14 protein-coding genes are annotated in these 16895 nt (G+C 74.4%); 5 read left to right on the top strand and 9 right to left on the bottom strand.

Annotation, left to right across the window (positions count from 1 at the left end; genetic code table 11):
• Positions 1-46 precede the first annotated feature (46 nt).
• Both JD77_RS21020 and JD77_RS21025 read left to right on the top strand, forming a co-directional pair.
• Positions 47-448, top strand: coding sequence for an SCP2 sterol-binding domain-containing protein (locus JD77_RS21020; protein WP_145775834.1), 402 nt, complete (start codon positions 47-49; stop codon positions 446-448).
• A complete protein-coding gene (locus tag JD77_RS21025) occupies positions 445-2508 on the top strand; it encodes an amylo-alpha-1,6-glucosidase (protein ID WP_145775835.1) in 2064 nt (687 codons plus the stop codon). Before JD77_RS21020 ends, JD77_RS21025 begins: the two co-directional genes overlap by 4 nt.
• Before the next feature lie 29 nt (positions 2509-2537).
• Here JD77_RS21025 and JD77_RS21030 read toward each other — a convergent pair whose 3' ends face one another.
• A complete protein-coding gene (locus JD77_RS21030; protein ID WP_145775836.1) occupies positions 2538-2882 on the bottom strand; it encodes a hypothetical protein in 345 nt (114 codons plus the stop codon).
• Positions 2883-2987: 105 nt separating this feature from the next.
• On the bottom strand, positions 2988-3491 hold the full coding sequence (locus JD77_RS21035) for a DinB family protein (protein ID WP_145775837.1): 504 nt from the start codon (positions 3489-3491) through the stop codon (positions 2988-2990).
• A gap of 134 nt (positions 3492-3625) precedes the next feature.
• On the opposite strand from JD77_RS21035, the gene JD77_RS21040 reads away from it, so the two are divergent.
• Positions 3626-4540, top strand: coding sequence for a DUF72 domain-containing protein (locus JD77_RS21040; RefSeq protein WP_145775838.1), 915 nt, complete (start codon positions 3626-3628; stop codon positions 4538-4540).
• A 25-nt stretch (positions 4541-4565) separates the two neighbouring features.
• Here the strand turns inward: JD77_RS21040 and JD77_RS21045 are convergent, their stop codons facing one another.
• The 4 genes from JD77_RS21045 to JD77_RS21060 form a co-directional block, all read right to left on the bottom strand.
• Positions 4566-4838, bottom strand: a complete 273-nt coding sequence (locus JD77_RS21045; RefSeq protein WP_211372619.1) for a hypothetical protein — start codon at positions 4836-4838, stop codon at positions 4566-4568.
• Between the two features lie 47 nt (positions 4839-4885).
• Positions 4886-5293, bottom strand: coding sequence for a hypothetical protein (locus JD77_RS21050; RefSeq protein ID WP_145775839.1), 408 nt, complete (start codon positions 5291-5293; stop codon positions 4886-4888).
• Positions 5294-5385: 92 nt separating this feature from the next.
• Positions 5386-6093, bottom strand: a complete 708-nt coding sequence (locus JD77_RS21055) for a hypothetical protein (RefSeq protein WP_246140812.1) — start codon at positions 6091-6093, stop codon at positions 5386-5388.
• 178 nt (positions 6094-6271) lie between these two features.
• Positions 6272-7489 carry a glycosyltransferase gene (locus JD77_RS21060; RefSeq protein ID WP_145775840.1) on the bottom strand — a complete coding sequence of 406 codons (1218 nt, stop codon included), beginning with the start codon at positions 7487-7489 and terminating at the stop codon, positions 6272-6274.
• 399 nt (positions 7490-7888) lie between these two features.
• On the opposite strand from JD77_RS21060, the gene JD77_RS21065 reads away from it, so the two are divergent.
• Together JD77_RS21065 and JD77_RS21070 are read left to right on the top strand one after the other, a co-directional pair.
• Positions 7889-9946 carry a DNA gyrase/topoisomerase IV subunit B gene (locus JD77_RS21065; protein ID WP_145775841.1) on the top strand — a complete coding sequence of 686 codons (2058 nt, stop codon included), beginning with the start codon at positions 7889-7891 and terminating at the stop codon, positions 9944-9946.
• 53 nt (positions 9947-9999) lie between these two features.
• A complete protein-coding gene (locus tag JD77_RS21070; protein ID WP_145775842.1) occupies positions 10000-12489 on the top strand; it encodes a DNA gyrase/topoisomerase IV subunit A in 2490 nt (829 codons plus the stop codon).
• Positions 12490-12568: 79 nt separating this feature from the next.
• Here JD77_RS21070 and JD77_RS21075 read toward each other — a convergent pair whose 3' ends face one another.
• The 3 genes from JD77_RS21075 to JD77_RS21085 all read right to left on the bottom strand — a co-directional run bounded on the left by JD77_RS21075 (position 12569) and on the right by JD77_RS21085 (position 16751).
• A complete protein-coding gene (locus JD77_RS21075) occupies positions 12569-13915 on the bottom strand; it encodes a uracil-xanthine permease family protein (protein WP_145775843.1) in 1347 nt (448 codons plus the stop codon).
• Positions 13916-14065: 150 nt separating this feature from the next.
• On the bottom strand, positions 14066-15292 hold the full coding sequence (locus tag JD77_RS21080; RefSeq protein WP_145775844.1) for a glycosyltransferase family 2 protein: 1227 nt from the start codon (positions 15290-15292) through the stop codon (positions 14066-14068).
• A complete protein-coding gene (locus tag JD77_RS21085; protein WP_145775845.1) occupies positions 15234-16751 on the bottom strand; it encodes a glycosyltransferase family 39 protein in 1518 nt (505 codons plus the stop codon). The genes JD77_RS21080 and JD77_RS21085 overlap by 59 nt, the downstream gene beginning before the upstream one ends.
• Positions 16752-16895: the final 144 nt, after the last annotated feature.

Below are 16895 nucleotides of genomic sequence, written 5' to 3' on the forward strand. Positions count from 1 at the left end.
CGGGAACGCTGCGGGGACCGAGGGGCACGCGCGGAGGAGGCGGGACATGGCGGTATCGGCGGCGGACTACCTGGCCGGTCACGTCCCGGGCCGGAAGGACGACCTGCCGGAGAACACCAGCGGCACCGTCCGGCTGGACCTCCGTGACGACGGCAGCACGGACCACTGGTACCTCACCATCCGCGACCAGCGGGTCGAGGTGACCCGCTCGGCGGCGGCGGCCGAACTGGTCGTCGCCGGGGACCGGGAGTCGTTCGACCGGCTCGCCGCCGGGCGGGCCCACATCTTCTCCGCGCTGCTGCGCAACGACATCCAGGCGCAGGGGAACCTGCGGCTGCTGATGACCCTGCGGCGGCTGTTCCCGGGGCCGCCGGACGCCCGCCATCCCCGCCAGGCCGCCCTCGAGCTGACCAGGGGCGCGGGGGCGTGGGGCGGTGATCGGCGGTGAAGCAGGAGACGGTCCACGTGATGGCCGGCAACACGTTCGCGGTCAGCGACGCGCAGGGCGACATGACGCCCGACCCGCTCACGCTGGTGGGTCTCTTCTCGTTCGACACGCGGTTCCTGTCCCGCTGGGTGCTGACCGTGGACGGGCAGCGGCTCAACTCCCTGTCGCGCGACGAGACGACCTACTTCGAGGCCAAGTTCGTGCTGGTGCCCGGGGCCGCCAGCCACTACGTCGACGCGGACGTGTCGGTGATCCGGTACCGCGCCATCTCCGAGAGCCTGTACGAGCAGGTCACCGTGCTCAACCACGCCACCGAGCCGGCCCGGCTGACCGTGCGGTTGGAGATCGCCTCCGACTTCGCCGACACCGCCGAGATCCAGCGGCCCAGGCCGCGGAACGTCCAGGTCACCCCGCTGTCCGACGAGCGGGAGCTGCGGCTGTGCTACCAGCGCGGCCGCTTCGCCCGGGAGACGATCGTGTCGTCCACCGCCCCCGTCGAGGTGGACGCGGCTGGGATGACGTTCCGGATCGAGCTACCGCCGAACGGATCCTGGTCGACCGACCTGCACGTCCGGACGCTCGTCCGGGGAGCCGGCGGCCGGGACCTGCGGGAGAGCGTGACCGCGCACCGCGAGCCGGACCTGCGGGACATGCGGGACGACCTGCGGCGCTGGCGGGAGTCCGCCCCTCGGTTGATCGCCGAGCACGACGTCCTGGCCGACGCGTACGACGCGGCCCTGGTCAACCTCCTCGCGCTGCAGTACGCGCCGCTGGCCCACAGCGAGCGGTTGCCCATCGGTGGGATGCCGTGGGCGATGACGTTGTACGGCCGGGACGCCCTGATCACCTGCCTGGAGACGCTGCCGTTCACCCCCGACGTGGCCGCGGCCACCCTGCGGACGCTGGCGTACGTGCAGGGCGGCCAGCTCGACGACCACCACGACGAGGAGCCGGGCAAGATCCTGGCCGAGTCGCGGTACGGCGAGACGGCCGTCTTCGGCGAGCTGGCGGGCTCGGTGTACTTCGGCGCGGCCGACACCACGCCGCTCTTCGTGATCCTGCTCGACGAGTACGAGCGCTGGTCCGGCGACTCCGCGCTGGTGCACGAGCTGCGCCATCCGGCCCGGATGGCGCTGGACTGGATCGACCGGTACGGCGACCTGACCGGCGACGGCTACCTGCGCTACCTGCGCCGCAGCCCCAGCGGCGTGGAGAACCAGTGCTGGAAGAACTCGCCGGGCGCGATCGTCGACCGGCACGGCCGGGTGCCGGACGCGCCCCGGGCCACCTGCGAGCTGCAGGGCTACGTGTACGACGCGAAGCTGCGCGGCGCGCGGCTGGCCCGCCAGTTCTTGGGCGACGCGGCGTACGCCGACCGGCTGGAACGGGACGCCGCGGAGCTGAAGGAACGGTTCAACCGGGACTTCTGGCTGCCGGACCGGGGCTACTACGCCCTCGCCCTCACCCCCGACGGGGAGCCGGTCGACGCGCTGGCCTCCAACATGGGCCACCTGTTGTGGAGCCACATCGTCCCGGCGGACCGCGCGGCGGCGGTGGCGGAGCACCTGATGGGGCCGAGGCTGTTCTCCGGCTGGGGGGTGCGCACCCTGGCCAAGGGGCAGCGGCCGTACAACCCGGTCGGTGCGCACGTCGGCGCGGTCTGGCCGTCGGACAACGCCATCATCGCGGCCGGGCTCCGCCGCTACGGCTACGACGAGGCGGCGGCCCGGATCGCCGCCGGCATCTACGGCGTGGTGGAGGCGATGGGCACCCCGACGCCGGAGATGATCGCCGGGTACGACCGGGACCTGACCGGCTACCCGGTGCGGCTGCCGAACGCCGGCCGGCCGCAGTCCTGGTCGTCGGGGGCGCTGCTGATGCTGCTGTCGACGATGCTCGGGCTGGGGCCGTGCGGGGACAACCTGCTGGTCGACCCGGCGCTGCCGCGCGGGTTCGGGCGGATCGAGCTGCTCGGCGTGCCGGGCCGCTGGGGACGTGCGGACGCCTACGGGCGGGACCACGCGCTGGCCGACCGGGGCCGCCGCGTCAGCCTGCGCTGAGCCGACAGCGGGTGCCGGGCCGCGCCGCGCTATGCCGCCGGGCCGGACCGGCCGAGCAGCGGCGCGTCCGCCGCGACGGGTCCCGCCGGGGCGAACGACAGCGGGGCGACTGCCGGCCGCGACGGGCGCACCGACGGCACCGGGGCGGCCGGCGTACGCCGACCGGCGTGGGTCGCGGGCGGCGCGGGCGATCGCTCGCGGGCGGCCCGGTAGGCGTCGAGCGCGGCGCTCTCGCCGCGCAGCTCCGCGGGACGGGCGGCGGCGCGCAGGGCGGCCAGCAGCCGGAGGAGCGCGCCCGCGCCGTTGCCTGAATCGACGGCGCGACCGGCGAGCAGGCGCTCGACGGCCTCCTGGTCCATCCGCTGTGCGTTCATCTCGTGTCCCTCAGCGCCGCCGTCCGTCACGACGTCACATCGGAAACCGCCCGCAGGGGGAACGCGCGGGCCGGGCGGGCCGCGCGGCCCGGTGAAACGCCCGCGTCAGCCCATCGTCTTCGCGCCGTCGATCGCCTCGCGCAGGATGTCGGCGTGCCCGGCGTGCTGGGAGGTCTCGGCGATCACGTGCAGCAGCACCCGCCGCACCGACCAGCTCGCCCCCGGCTCGAACCACGGCGCGACCGGCAGCGGGTGGGACGCGTCCAGGTCGAGCGTGGCGACCAGCTCGTCGGCCGCGGCGGCGACCCGCGCGTACTCGTCGAGGAGGCCGGCCAGCGTCTCGCCCTCGGTCATCCGGAACATGCCGGCCCAGTCGACCGGCTCCGCCTCCATCGCCTCCGCGCCGCCCACCGCGAACCGCATCCACCGCTGCTCCACGATCGTGACGTGCTTGATCAGGCCGCCGAGGCACAGCTCGCTGACCGTGCTGCGCAGGGCGGCCTGCTCGTCGGTGAGGCCGTCGACGGTCTGCCGGAGGAACCCGCGCTGCTCGCGCAGGGTCTGCAGCAGGTCGCCCCGCTCGCCGGTGAGAACAGTCGTGCTGGTCATGGCGCCCGCCCTTCGTCGTGAGTCGCGGCCAGGATAGGAGGGGGCACCGACAACGCCGGCCACTCTCCACCGTCGCGGACGGCCGGCGGGCGCTCCGGTTGCCGATCCGGCCGGGGCGCGGTCCACTGAATCACATGGGTGTGATTCGGGTGGGAACGGCCTCCTGGGCCGATCGGATGCTGCTCTCCTCCGGCTGGTACCCCCGGGCGGTCAACACCCCCGCCGGCCGGCTCGGCTACTACGCGGAGCGGTTCGGGCTGGTCGAGGTCGACACCTCGTACTACGCCGTGCCGGCGCCGGAGACGACCGCGGGGTGGGTCGACGCCACCCCGCCCGGTTTCACCTTCGACGTCAAGGCGTTCAGCCTCTTCACCGGCCACCCCACCCCGGTGGCCGCGCTGCCCAAGGACCTGCGGCCGGCCGCCGGCCCGGACCGGATCCGGTGGCGGGACCTGCCCGCCGGGGCGTACGACGAGCTGTGGGACCGGTTCCGGGCGGCGCTGGCGCCGATCGCGGCGGCCGGCCGGCTCGGCGCCGTGTTGCTGCAGTTCCCGCCGTGGCTGGCACGCGGCGCCGCCGCCGAGCGGCGCATCGTCGAACTGGCGCGCCGGCTGCGGCCGTGGCGGGTGGCCGTGGAACTGCGGCACGGCTCCTGGTTCGCCGGCGACACCGCCCTGCGCACGCTGGCGCTCCTGCGCGAGCACGGGCTCTCCTACGTCTGCGTGGACATGCCGCAGGGGTTCGCGTCGTCGGTACCGCCGATCCCGGTGGCCACCGCCGGCCTCGCCGTGGTCCGGTTCCACGGCCACAGCGACGCCTGGGAGAGCGGGGACAAGCAGGACCGTTTCCGGTACGCCTACGGCGAACGGGAGCTGCGGCACTGGGCGCAGCTGCTGGTCGAGCTGGCCGGACGCTCCGCCGAGCTGCACGTGCTGTTCAACAACTGCTGCGGCGACCAGGCGCAGCGGGACGCCGCCCGCCTCGCCGGCATCCTCGCCGAGCGGGGCGCCCCGGTCGGCGCGGCGGCAGGGTCGGCCGGCCGCCCCTGATCCGGCTCGCGGTCGCCGGCACCCGTCAGGCCGGGTGGCCGACCTCGACCACGACCGCGCCCTGCCCGAACAGCGTGCCGCGCACCGGCTCGGGGATCGCCCCGTGCCGGCGGACGTGCCGCTCGTCGTAGAAGAAGCGGGCGGCCTCCGGGCCGCGCAGCGCGACCGTCCGCAGGCCGAACAGCCGGGTGACCAGCACGTCGCCGCCGGAGCGGCGCAGCCGGTCGGGCAGCCAGGCGTACCCCCGCAGGGCCAGCGGGAGGGTGTCGTCGAGGAGGAGCCGACGGTGACCGGGCATGGCATCCTCGTGCCCCGGTCGCCGGCCGGCAAACGTCCGCGGCCGCGTCACCGGCCCGAGTCGTCGCGGCTCACACCCTCGGGGCGCATCCGGGTCGCCTCCTCCAGGGCGTTGTCGGGCAGGTCGCCGTCCGCGTCCTCGGTCGGGAAGCTCCGCCGGGCCGGCGCGGGGTCGGGCGGCGCTCCGGGGCCGGCCTCCGGCACCCGCGAGGGCTCGACCGTGCCGAAGCCGTGCCGCCCCGCCGGTGGGGTCGGCGCCGACGGCTCGCCGGCCCGCTGGTCGCCCCGGCCACCGGGCGCCACGGCGGTCTGCTCGCTGCCCTCGTCCATCGGCGAGTCCTCGCCGGCGCCCCACGGCGGACCGGCGTCGAAGTCGTCTCCGCTGGTGCCGTACGGGCCGGGGGCCTGGGGCCCGGGCGTGATCCCGCCGCTGGTCGATCCGTCCCTGCTCGTCATGGCCACCTCGCTGGTCGGGTCTGCCGTACCGGTGCTGGTTGCCCGCCCCGGCGCCGCTCATGCCCCGAACCGGGGCATGAGCGGCCCGGCGGTCAGCGGCCGGACCCGGCCATCCGGCGCTTGGCCATGCCGAGCGCCGCCACCTTTCCCATGGTCTTCGGCATGCTGGACGGGCCGCCCCTCATGGCCATGCGGCGCGTCGCCATGCTGATCGCCGCCATCTTGCCCATGGTCCTCGGCGCGCCGCCCAGCATGCCCACCCGGGCCAGCATCCCCCGGAACACCCGGCCGGGCTTCTGCTGCTCGCCCATGTACGCGGTCACCACGACCAGCGCGCCGGTGAGCACCGGTACGGCCCACTGGAGCAGCTTCATCTGCCGCTGGCAGGAGGCGACGTTCGCCGGGGTGTGGGAGTTCGGTTCCGTCGTCCCATCGACCGGCGGTCCGCCCGCCTTCTCCAGCCGCATCCCGAGCAGCCGGCTGTACCCGGTGACCGCGAGCGCGCCGAGCGTCAGGCCGGTCTTCAGCGTGCTGGCCCGGCCCACCCCGCGCTGGACGGCCATCCGGGGGCTCTCCGTGACCAGCTCGCCGACCGCGCCCGTCAGATGGGCGCCGATCGCGGCGGCGTTGACCGGGGTCCACCGGGCCCAGCCGGCCGAGGCGACCGGAAGCCGTTGGGACGGGTCGTTGACCTTGGTCGCCGCGCTGTTGACGCCCAGCGCCCCCATCAGCGAGCCGCCGAACCAGGCGGCCAGCCCGAGGTCGTGCATCGAACGCAGTGCCGTGTGCGTTTCGGACATCTGATCCCCTTCCACCGTACGGGCGGTGCCGCATACCCGCCGTACGCGTGAGTACGCGTCGCACCGCGGGGCTTCCCGCGAGTGGTCGTCGGGTCCGGGCAGGAGTCGACCGGGCCCGTGCGGGTAGGCCACGGTCGGAACGACGAGCGGGAGGAGACCGGAATGTCGGCCCGCCCGGTCAGGCCACGGCGGGTACGGGCCGGGCGACGCCCGCGACCGCCCCGTAAACGGCGCCGAGCTGCTCCGCGCAACGCTTCCAGGAGTACCGGCTGCGGATCCGGTCCAGCGCCGCCGTGGCGTACGCGAAGCGACGGACGTTGTCGCCGAGCAGGCGGCGGATCGCGGTGCCCAGCGCCCGCGGGTCGCGCGGCGGGACGAGGTCGCCGGTGAGGCCGTCGACGACGGTGTCGGCGATGCCGCCGACGTTCGTGCCGACCACCGGCACCCCGCACGCCATCGACTCCAGGGGGGCCAGGCCGAACGGCTCGTACCAGGGGGCGGCGACCAGCAGGTCGGCGGAGCGGTACCAGGCCGGCATCTCCTCGCGCGCCACCGCGCCGACCAGCCGTACCCGGTCGGCGACGCCGCACGACCGGGCGAGCGCGTCGAGCCGGCGGGCGAACGCGTCGGCGGGCAGCCGCGCGGCCGGCGGGCCGCCGACGACCACGCACTCGGCGTCCGGCACGGCGGGCAGCGCCCGGATCACGTCCGCGAAGCCCTTGCGCTCCACCATCCGGCCGACCGTCAGGAGCCTGGGGCGGTCCGGATCGCGCGGGACGGCCGGGCCGTCCGGGCGGAAGATCCGCTCGTCCACCCCGCCCGGGACCAGCGCCATCCGGGACCGGGGCACGCCGAGGCGCACCAGCTCACCCACCTCGTCCTGGCACTGCGCGACCACCCGGTCCACGGCCCGGCCCAACGCGCGCTCGTAGCCGACCCGGCCCGGCGGGCCGGCGTCCCGGCCGCCGTGGTGCCGCCGCCGCACCGCGCCCAGCCCGTGGTACGTCAGCACCACCGGCACCCCCGCGCGGCGGCCGGCGTGTACGCCGGCCAGCCCGCCCGTCCAGTAGTGGGCGTGCGCCACGTCGGGCAGCCACACCCCGTCGCGCCACTGACCGGCCAGCCACCGGCCGAACTCGCCGAGGTGGGGCAGCAGTTGGTCCACCGGCACCTGGTCCGGTGGGCCGGCGGGCACGTGCACCACCTGGTAGCCGTCCGCCGTGGACACCGTCTCCGGCAGCGCGGGGGAGTCCCGGCGGGTGTAGACCCGCACGTCGTGGCCCGCGCCGGCCAGCGCCGCCGCCAGGTCCGCCAGGTGGGTGCCGCGCGCGGCGGCGTCGTCCCCGCCTCCCACCGCGAGGGGACTGGGGTGTACTGAGATCATCCCGATCCGCATGCTTCTCCTCCTCCATCAGGCGCGGGGCACCCATCCGTCCGTACCCTCGGCTCCGCCGGCTAACCGGCGGGAGGGGAAGGGCACCTTGTCGTCGAGAGGTCACCCCTCGCACACCCCCCCGGTTCGGGAGGCCCGCCGCCCGGCCACGGCGGTCGGGATGAATCGGCGGCCCGGCGGCGTTGACGCCTTCCGTACGCGCCCTCCGGCCGCCCCGGCGGCCCGCTCCCGCCAGCGATGCGCGGCCCTGACTGCGGGGCGCCGACGTCCTGTCCCACCTGCCGGTTAGGCTCGCTGCGGCGCGCCGCGCGAGGTGATCGCGCGCCCCGGGGCGCCGCCCGCGTCCCCGGCCCGGCCGCCGGTGAGCGGCACCACACCGCCGAGACCTGGGAGTACGACCAGTTGACCGCACAGCCTGAGACCCTCTACGGGGCCGACGACCTGACGCACCTGGAGGGGCTGGACGCCGTCCGCAAGCGCCCCGGTATGTACATCGGCTCCACCGACAGCCGTGGCGTGGGTCACCTCGTCAACGAGATCCTGGACAACTCGACGGACGAGGGTGTCGCGGGTCACGCCACCCGGATCGCGGTGATTCTGCACGCCGACGGCTCGGTGCAGGTCGACGACGACGGCCGGGGCATCCCGACCGACGTGCACGCGAAGTCGGGCATCTCGGGCGTCGAGCTGGTGCTCACCCGGCTGCACGCGGGCGGCAAGTTCGGCGGCTCCGGATACAAGACCTCGGGCGGCCTGCACGGCGTCGGCGCGTCCGCCGTCAACGCGCTCTCCCGGCGCTTCGACGTGACGGTCCGCCGGGGCGGCAAGGTGCACGCGATGTCGTTCCGGCACGGCGTACCGGGAATCTTCGACGGCCCCGGCCCGGACGCCCCCTTCACCGCCGGTCCCGGCCTCCAGGTCGTGGGCGCGATGAAGCGCGGCGAGCGGACGGGCACCTCGATCCGCTACTGGCACGACGCCCGCTACTTCGAGACCGGCGCCGCGCTGGACGCCGAGGCCGTCCGGCTCAAGCTGCGCAACACGGCGTTCCTCGTCCCCGGCGTCCGCTACCTGCTGCGCGACGAGACCGGCGAGGAGCCGGCCGAGGAGACCTTCCACTTCCCCGACGGCCTGACCGACATGGTGGAGTTCCTGGCCCCGGCCGGCGACCGGCCGGTCTCCGGCACCCTGCTCGTCACCGGCGAGGGCACCTACCGGGAGAACGCCGCCGACGCCAACGGCGTCATGCAGTCCAACGTGCAGCGGCGGGCCGAGGTCGAGATCGCGTTCCGCTGGGGCACCGGCTACGAACGCACCGTCGAGTGCTTCACCAACACCATCCGCAACGCCCACGGCGGCACCCACCGCAAGGGCTTCGAGCGGGCCCTGGCCCGTACGCTGGCCGAGGCGGCCCGTAACGCGCGGGGCCTGCTGCGCCCCAAGGAGGACGCGCCCACCCTGGACGACGTCCTGGAGGGGATGACGGCCGTGGTGCACGTGCGCATCCCGGAGCCGCAGTTCACCTCCCAGACCAAGGACGAGCTGTCCACGGCCGGCATCACGAAGGTGCTCCAGGGGCTGGTCGAGGCGCACCTCAAGGCGTGGCTGGAGGACCGCCGCACCAAGGCCGAGGCGCGCACGGTGCTGCAGAAGATCGTCGACGCGGCCCGCGTCCGGCTGACCCAGAAGCAGCAGAAGGACGCCGCCCGGCGCAAGACCGCCCTGGAGGGCGCGGCCATGCCGGCCAAGCTCGTCGACTGCCGCTCGGCGGGCATCGACCGCAGCGAGCTGTTCATCGTCGAGGGCGACAGCGCCCTGGGTACGGGCCGGCTCGCCCGCTCGTCGGAGTACCAGGCCCTGCTGCCGATCCGGGGCAAGATCCTCAACGTCCAGAAGGCGACCCTCCAGCAGGTGCTGGACAATGCCGAATGCGCCGCGATCGTCCAGGTGCTCGGGGCCGGCTCCGGCCGCACCTTCGACCTGTCCGCGCTGCGGTACGGCCGGGTGCTGATCATGGCGGACGCCGACGTCGACGGCGCGCACATCCGTACGCTGCTGATCACGCTGTTCGCCCGGTACATGCGCCCGCTCATCGAGGCCGGCCGGCTCTACGCGGCGATGCCGCCCCTGCACAAGATCACGACGAAGGGGCGCAATCCGCAGACGGTCTACACGTACACGCAGGCGGAGATGGAGTCGACGGTCCGCCGCCTGGAGAAGGCCGGCAAGCAGGTCGTCACCCCGATCCCGCGGTTCAAGGGCCTCGGCGAGATGGACGCCGACGAGCTGTGGGAGACCACGATGAACCCGGCCACGCGGGCGGTCCGCCGGATCACCCTCGACGACGTCGAGGCCGCCGAGCGGATCCTGGAGCTGCTGATGGGGGAGAAGGTCGAGCCCCGCCGCAACTGGCTGATCGACTCCGCCGACCGGGTCGACCGCGAGGCGATCGACGCATGACCACGCTGACCACGCTGACCGCGCTGGCCGCGCGCCGGGAAGGACGCTGAACGATGGCACGCCGCAAGGAATCCGTTGCGAAGGTCGAGCTGTCGGCCTTCGACCAGGCCGGCGCCCGGGTCTTCGACAACCCGCTGGTCACCGAGGTCTCCGACTCCTACTTGGAGTACGCGTTCTCGGTCATCCACTCCCGCGCCCTGCCCGACGCCCGCGACGGGCTCAAGCCCGTGCACCGGCGCATCCTCTACTCGATGCACGAGTCGGGCTACCGCCCCGACCGGGCGTACGTGAAGTCGGCCCGCGTGGTCGGCGACGTGATGGGCCGCTACCACCCGCACGGCGACACCGCCATCTACGACGCCCTGGTCCGGCTCGCGCAGGACTTCTCGCTCAACGTGCCGCTCATCGACGGGCACGGCAACTTCGGCAGCCCGGACGACGGCCCGGCCGCCGCGCGCTACACCGAGTCCCGGATGTCCCGGGAGGCGATGCTGCTCGTCGGCGAGCTGGGCGAGGACACCGTCGACGTCGAGCCGAACTACGACGGCTCGCTCACCCAGCCGACGGTGCTGCCGGCCGCCTTCCCCAACCTGCTGGTCAACGGCGCGTCCGGGATCGCGGTCGGGATGGCCACCAACATGATCCCGCACAACCTGGGCGAGGTCGTCTCGGCGGCCCGCTGGCTGATCAACCACCCGGACGCCACGCTCGACAAGCTGATGGAGTTCGTGCCCGGCCCGGACCTGCCCACCGGCGGCCTGCTGCTCGGCCTCGACGAGGTGCGCCGGGCCTACGAGACCGGGCGCGGCGTGGTGCGGATGCGCGCCCGCGTGGAGATCGGCCCGCTGGAGGGCAGCCGGGGCCGGCAGGCGATCACGGTCGTGGAGCTGCCGTACGGCGTCGGCGCGGAGAAGGTCATCGCGGCGATCACCAACGAGGTCAACAAGACCAAGCGGCTCACCGGCATCGCCGACGTCAAGGACCTCACCGACCGGGAGAACGGCACCCGGCTCGTCGTCGAGTGCAAGGTCGGCGTCAACCCGCAGGCGCTGCTGGCCGACCTCTACCGGCTCACCCCGCTGGAGCAGTCCTTCGGCGTCAACAACCTGGTCCTGGTCGACGGGCAGCCGCAGACGCTCGGGCTGAAGGCGCTGCTGGAGGTCTTCCTGCGGCACCGCTACGAGGTGGTGACCCGGCGCAGCGCGTACCGGAGGCGCAAGCGCGAGGAGCGGCTGCACCTGGTCGACGGCCTGCTGATCGCGCTGCTCGACATCGACAAGGTGGTCAAGCTGATCCGGGCCAGCGAGGACGCCCAGGACGCCAGGGACGGCCTGATGCGCCGGTTCAAGCTCTCCGAGATCCAGGCCGGCTACATCCTGGACACCCCGCTGCGCCGGCTGACCAAGTACGACCGGCTGGAGCTGGAGGCCGAGCAGGAGCAGCTGCGCGCCGAGATCGCCCAGCTGTCGACGATCCTCGACGACGAGAAGGTGCTGCGGAAGGTCGTCTCGGACGAGCTGGCCTCGGTGGTGAAGCAGTTCGGCGCGCCGCGGCGCACCACGCTGGTCGACGGCGACCTCAAGGAGGTGCTGGCCGCGTCCGCGCCGGCCGGCCCGCTGGAGGTGGCCGACGACCCGTGCCAGGTGATCCTCTCCGCCACCGGCCTGGTGGCCCGCACCGCGGCCGAGTCGGAGGAGACCGCCGAGGGGCGCCGCCGCAACGGCCGGGTCCGGCACGACGCGGTACGCGCGGTCGTCCACTCCACCGCGCGTGGCCGGGTGCTGCTGGTGACCAGCGCCGGCCGGGCGTTCAAGATCGACGTACTGCCGCTGCCGGTGCTGCCCGAGCAGGCCGGCACGGTGTCGCTGCGCGGCGGCATGTCCGCCGCCGAGCTGGTGCCGCTGGAGTCCGGCGAGACGGTGGTCGGCCTGGCCCCGCTCGGCCCGACGGCCGAGGGCTCGCCCGGGCTGGCTCTGGGCACCCGGCAGGGCGTGGTGAAGGTGTGCGCCCCGGACTGGCCGGTCCGCTCGGACGAGTTCGAGGTGATCGGCCTGCGCGAGGGCGACGCGGTGGTCGGGGCGACCTGGCTCACCGACGGGAGCGAGGCCCTGGCGTTCGTCTCGTCCGAGGCGTCGCTGCTGCGCTTCGACGCGTCCCTGGTGCGGCCGCAGGGCGTCAAGGGCGGCGGGATGGCCGGCATCAACCTGCCGGCCGGGGAGCGGGTCGTCTTCTTCGGCGCGGTCCGCACCGACGCCTCGGGGCAGGGCGAGCCGATGGTGGTCACCTCGACGGGCGCGACGGTCAAGGTCACGCCGTTCGGGGCGTACCCGGCGAAGGGGCGGGCGACCGGCGGGGTGCGCGCGCAGCGGTTCCTCAAGGGCGAGACGGGCCTGGTGGTCGCCTGGGTCGGCCTGCGGCCGGTCGGCTGCACGCAGAACGGCGAGCCGGTGGAGCTGCCGCCGGCCGACCCCCGCCGCGACGGCTCCGGCTTCGCGGTCATGCTCGGCCCGACGGTGATCGGCCACCTCATCGAGCGCGACTGACCCGGATCCCTGTGTCGATCAAGAGGTTTGCGTCGCCCGAGGGCTTCCCGGCGACGCGAACCTCTTGATCGTGAGACGGTCAGAGTTCGGGTTCCGGGCCCCGGCGGGAATCCGGTGAGGTGCCGCGGAGGTGGGTGACCAGGCGCATGCCGTGGTAGATCACCAGGGCGGCGGCGGTGCCCAGGGCGATGCCGTTGAAGGAGAGGTCGCCGGCCGTCAGGGTGTAGTTCGCCGCCCCGACGATGAGCGCGACGGCTGCGGTCATCAGGTTCACCGGGTCGTGGAAGTCCACCCGGCTCTCGATCCAGATCCGCGCGCCGAGGATCGCGATGAGGCCGTACAGGGCGGTGGTCGCGCCGCCGAGCACCCCGGCCGGCACGGTCAGGATCAGCGCGCCGAACTTCGGGCTGAGCCCGAGCAGCACCGCCGCCACCCCGGCCACCCAGTACGCGGCCGTCGAGTAGACCCGGGTCGCCGCCATCACGCCGATGTTCTCCGCGTACGTGGTGGTGCCGGAGCCGCCGCCGGAGCCGGCCAGGACGGTGGCCACGCCGTCGCCGAGGAGGGCCCGCCCCATGTCCCGGTCCAGGTTGCGGCCGGTCATCGCGGCGACCGCCTTGACGTGGCCGGCGTTCTCCGCGACGAGCACCAGGATCACCGGGATGACCAGCACGACCGCCCGCACGCTGAACTGCGGCGCGTGGAACTGGGGCAGACCCACCCAGTCCGCCTCGCGCAGCCCGTCGACCGCCTTCGGGTCGAGTTGGCCGAGCACGGCGGCGAGCACCCAGCCGACCACCACGCCGAGCAGGATGGACAGCCGGGCCAGGAAGCCCCGGAACACGACCGTGGCGAGCAGGATCGCCAGCAGGGTCACCACGGCGATCAGCGGCTGGGCCCTGACGCCGGTGCCGCTGCCGCCGCCGTCCCAGGCGACCGGGGCGAGGTTCAGCCCGATCAGCGCCACGATCGCGCCGGTGACCACCGGCGGCATCAGCGCGTCGATCCAGCGGGCCCCGGCGACCTGGACGACCAGGCCGACCAGGGCCAGCGCCGCGCCGGCCACCACGATCCCGCCGAGCGCGGGACCGATGTCCCCGCCGGCCTTCGCGGCGAGCACCGGCGCGATGAACGCGAACGACGATCCGAGGTACGACGGCAGCCGGTTGCCGGTGACCAGCAGGAACAGCAGGGTGCCGAGGCCGGAGAAGAACAGCGTGGTCGCCGGCGGGAAGCCGGTGATCAGCGGCACGGTGAACGTGGCGCCGAACATCGCCACCACGTGCTGCACGCCCACCCCGAGGGTGCGCGGCCAGGAGAGCCGTTCGTCGGGGTGGACCACGTCGCCGGGATGGACGGACCGGCCGTCGCCGTGCAGGGACCACGGGGACCAGCGGGAGCGCGGCCCGGTCGGGCTCTGGGTCAAGGTGGATCGCCCTTCGCGTCGTCGTGCCAGGTGACGGGGGCGTGATCGACCCTGGGAGTCGTTTCTAGCACCAGGGCCGGGTTGGTTCGCGGCGGGCCGGACGACGGTGGCGTGCGGGCCCCTCGGCCGGCCCCGGAGCGGCGTGGCCGCTTACCCGCCGGTCAGCGCCCGGTCCCGGTCGTCGGGGCGGGGCTGTCGCACGATCGCCGGGGACGGGTGCGCCGGGCGGAGTGTCAGCAGGCTGGCGACCAGGCCGGAGAAGAGCACCACCACGCCGAGCGCGACGGCGGTGGCCGACGGCAGCACCACCCGGAGGGTGTCGTTCGGGTTCAGGTCGCCGAAGCCGTCCAGCCCCCAGTACGACACGGCGCCGACGGTGCCCGCGACACCGAGGGTGAGCAGGGCCAGGCCGACGGCGGCGCTGGTCTCCAGCCGCAGCAGCCGGATCCACCGGTCCGACGCGCGCTGCGGGACCAGCCGTTCCTGCCGGCCGTAGATCTCGGCGAGGCCGCCGAAGAGGACGAGCTGCATCCCGACGAGCGCCATCAGGCACGCGTAGGCGAGCGTGCTGACGTCGAGCCGGACCGACCCGAGACTGAGCGGGCCGGGAGTGAGCGCGCCCGCGCCGACCAGCCCGCTGAGGGCCAGCGCGGCCCCTGGCCGGACCAGGGTCTTGCCCGGGGCGAACACGAGCAGGAGGCGCAGGTGTCGCCACCCGTCCCGCCAGGTGCGCAGGTGCGGCGGGCGGGACCGGCCGTCGGGCGACAGGGTGGTGGGCACCTCGACGATGTCGTATCCGGCCAGCGCGGCACGGACCACCAGCTCGGAGGCGAACTCCATGCCGGGCATGCACAGCCCGAGAGCGCGGATCCGCTCGGCGTGGAAACCGCGCATGCCGCAGTGGAAGTCCCGCACCCGGGACAGCCCGAACAACATCCGGCCGAGCCAGCTGAGCGCCGGGTTGCCCAGGTACCGGTGCAGCGGCGGCATCGCGCCGGGCGCGATCCCGCCCCGGAACCGGTTGCCCATCACGACGTCGTGGCCGGCGCGCAGCGCCTCGACGAACGGGCCGAGGTCCGACAGCGCGTACGAGTCGTCCGCGTCGGCCATGATGACGTACCGGCCGCGGGCCTGCTCGATGCCGCCCAGCAGGGCGCCGCCGTAGCCGCGGATCGGGGCGTGCACCACTCGGGCGCCGGCCGCCTCCGCGAGCGCCTGCGACCCGTCGGTGGAGCCGTTGTCGGAGACGAGGACCTCGCCGACGACCCCGCACTCCTCCAGTGAGCGGAGCGCCTTGCGAACGCAGCTCTCCAGCGTCTCAGCCTCGTTGAGGCACGGCAACAACACCGTGACCTCGATCTCCGGTTGCTTCGTCATGCTTCCCGTTGCTTTCTGCGGTGGGCGCGAGCCGTTCCGATCCGCTGTCGACCGGCGGGGGCCGGTCCGTCCAGGCGGACCGCAGCCGCTGCCAGCCGACGGCCGCGGCGATCGGCAGGAACGCCAGGGCGGGCAGCCCGTAGCGGAGGTCGAACATCGAGGTGGCGACCGAGAAGACCATGATCCCGGCGCCGATCGCCGCGTAGAGCAGGGCGATCATGCTCAGCCGCAGCCCGCCCCGGCGCGGCCACGCCGCCCCGAGCAGGGCGATCAGCGTCGCCGCGGCCAGCACGGGGGGCGGGGTGACGGCGTACCGGCCGTACGCCTGCATGATCCGGCTCGCGGCGTTGGGCTCGACGTCCCGGGACGGGGTCGGCTGCCACCGGTAGTCGGCGCCGGCGGTGCGCGGCGTGCAGTCGTAGTCGGCCGCCCAGTTGGTCGGGGCGAGACGCGGCCGCCACAGGCTGGCCAGGCACGCCTCCGCCGGGCCCAACCGGGTCGGCCAGAAGTACCGGGCGGTGTCGGACGCCACCTTCGCCAGGTAGTCGCCGGGCTGTTGCCGGATCACCTCCCGGGCGAACTCGTCGAGGTCGGCGGGCCGCTCGGCGTTGCGGATCGGGCTGTCCCGGGTCCAGATGAACCAGTCCGGCCGCTCGGGCCGCTGGTCCAGCGGCTGCGTCGGGCAGAGCTTGCGCAGGCCGGGGCGCAGCTCCAGCCGATCGCAGTCGGCGATCTGCGCGGTCCGGCCGTAGAGGAACTTCCCGCCCTCCAGGCCGAGCGCGTCGCGGACCGTGCCGGTGCCGACGAACACCGCGCCGAAGAACGCGACGATGCCCAGCAGGTACGCCACCGGCGGCGGCCAGCCGCGCCACGGCAGCGCGAGGAACACCAGCAGCGGGGCGACGGCGACGATGCCGGTCGGCCGGGTGGCCATGCCGAGCGCGACCGCCACCCCGGCGCCGAGGCAGGTCGCCGGGCCGGGCCGTTCCCGCCGGACCAGCAGCAGGGCGGCGACGGCCACCGCCGCGGTGAACAGGGTCTCGGTGAGCAGGTAGTGCTCCAGCGTCAGCTGGGTGGCGTCGAGCAGCAGGGGCGCCGCGGCGAGTGCGGCCAGCCACGGCCCCACCCCGAGCCGGCGCAGCAGCAGGTACGCCGCGACGCCCAGGGCGAGCCCGGCGAGGTGCTGCACCGCCGCCACCGAGGCGAGCGTGCCGGTCCACTCGAACGCCTTGATCAGCCACGGGAACGGCCAGCGGGGCTCCAGCTCGGGCCACTGCTGCGACCTGCGGATGTATCCGCCCGAGTCGCCCTGGAACCAGAGCGCCGGCCGGTACGCGACCATCATCGCGACGCGCAGCGCGAGCCCTGCGGCCAGCAGCAGGACCAGTCCGAGGTGCCGACGCGGCAGGTCGGCGAGGGCGCGACCGGCCCGCCGGGCGGTCAGGCGTCCAGCAGGCACGAACGCTCCTCTAACGGACAAAACGGACGGTCTGATGCGCAGTGACCGTAACACGACGGGCGACTGGCTGTAGTCCACTCCGGAGAGCTGACCCCCCGGCGGTTCCGCGCCGCGGCGGCTGTCGGCTGTGGGGTCCGGCCCGAA

Source organism: Micromonospora olivasterospora (genome assembly GCF_007830265.1).
Lineage (GTDB): Bacteria > Actinomycetota > Actinomycetes > Mycobacteriales > Micromonosporaceae > Micromonospora > Micromonospora olivasterospora.

Coding starts and splice junctions, on each gene's coding strand:
- JD77_RS21020 (WP_145775834.1), top strand. CDS start 47: ATGGCGGTATCGGCGGCGGACTACCTGGCCGGTCACGTCCCGGGCCGG.
- JD77_RS21030 (WP_145775836.1), bottom strand. CDS start 2,882: ATGAACGCACAGCGGATGGACCAGGAGGCCGTCGAGCGCCTGCTCGCC.
- JD77_RS21035 (WP_145775837.1), bottom strand. CDS start 3,491: ATGACCAGCACGACTGTTCTCACCGGCGAGCGGGGCGACCTGCTGCAG.
- JD77_RS21040 (WP_145775838.1), top strand. CDS start 3,626: ATGGGTGTGATTCGGGTGGGAACGGCCTCCTGGGCCGATCGGATGCTG.
- JD77_RS21045 (WP_211372619.1), bottom strand. CDS start 4,838: ATGCCCGGTCACCGTCGGCTCCTCCTCGACGACACCCTCCCGCTGGCC.
- JD77_RS21050 (WP_145775839.1), bottom strand. CDS start 5,293: ATGACGAGCAGGGACGGATCGACCAGCGGCGGGATCACGCCCGGGCCC.
- JD77_RS21055 (WP_246140812.1), bottom strand. CDS start 6,093: ATGTCCGAAACGCACACGGCACTGCGTTCGATGCACGACCTCGGGCTG.
- JD77_RS21060 (WP_145775840.1), bottom strand. CDS start 7,489: ATGCGGATCGGGATGATCTCAGTACACCCCAGTCCCCTCGCGGTGGGA.
- JD77_RS21070 (WP_145775842.1), top strand. CDS start 10,000: ATGGCACGCCGCAAGGAATCCGTTGCGAAGGTCGAGCTGTCGGCCTTC.
- JD77_RS21080 (WP_145775844.1), bottom strand. CDS start 15,292: ATGACGAAGCAACCGGAGATCGAGGTCACGGTGTTGTTGCCGTGCCTC.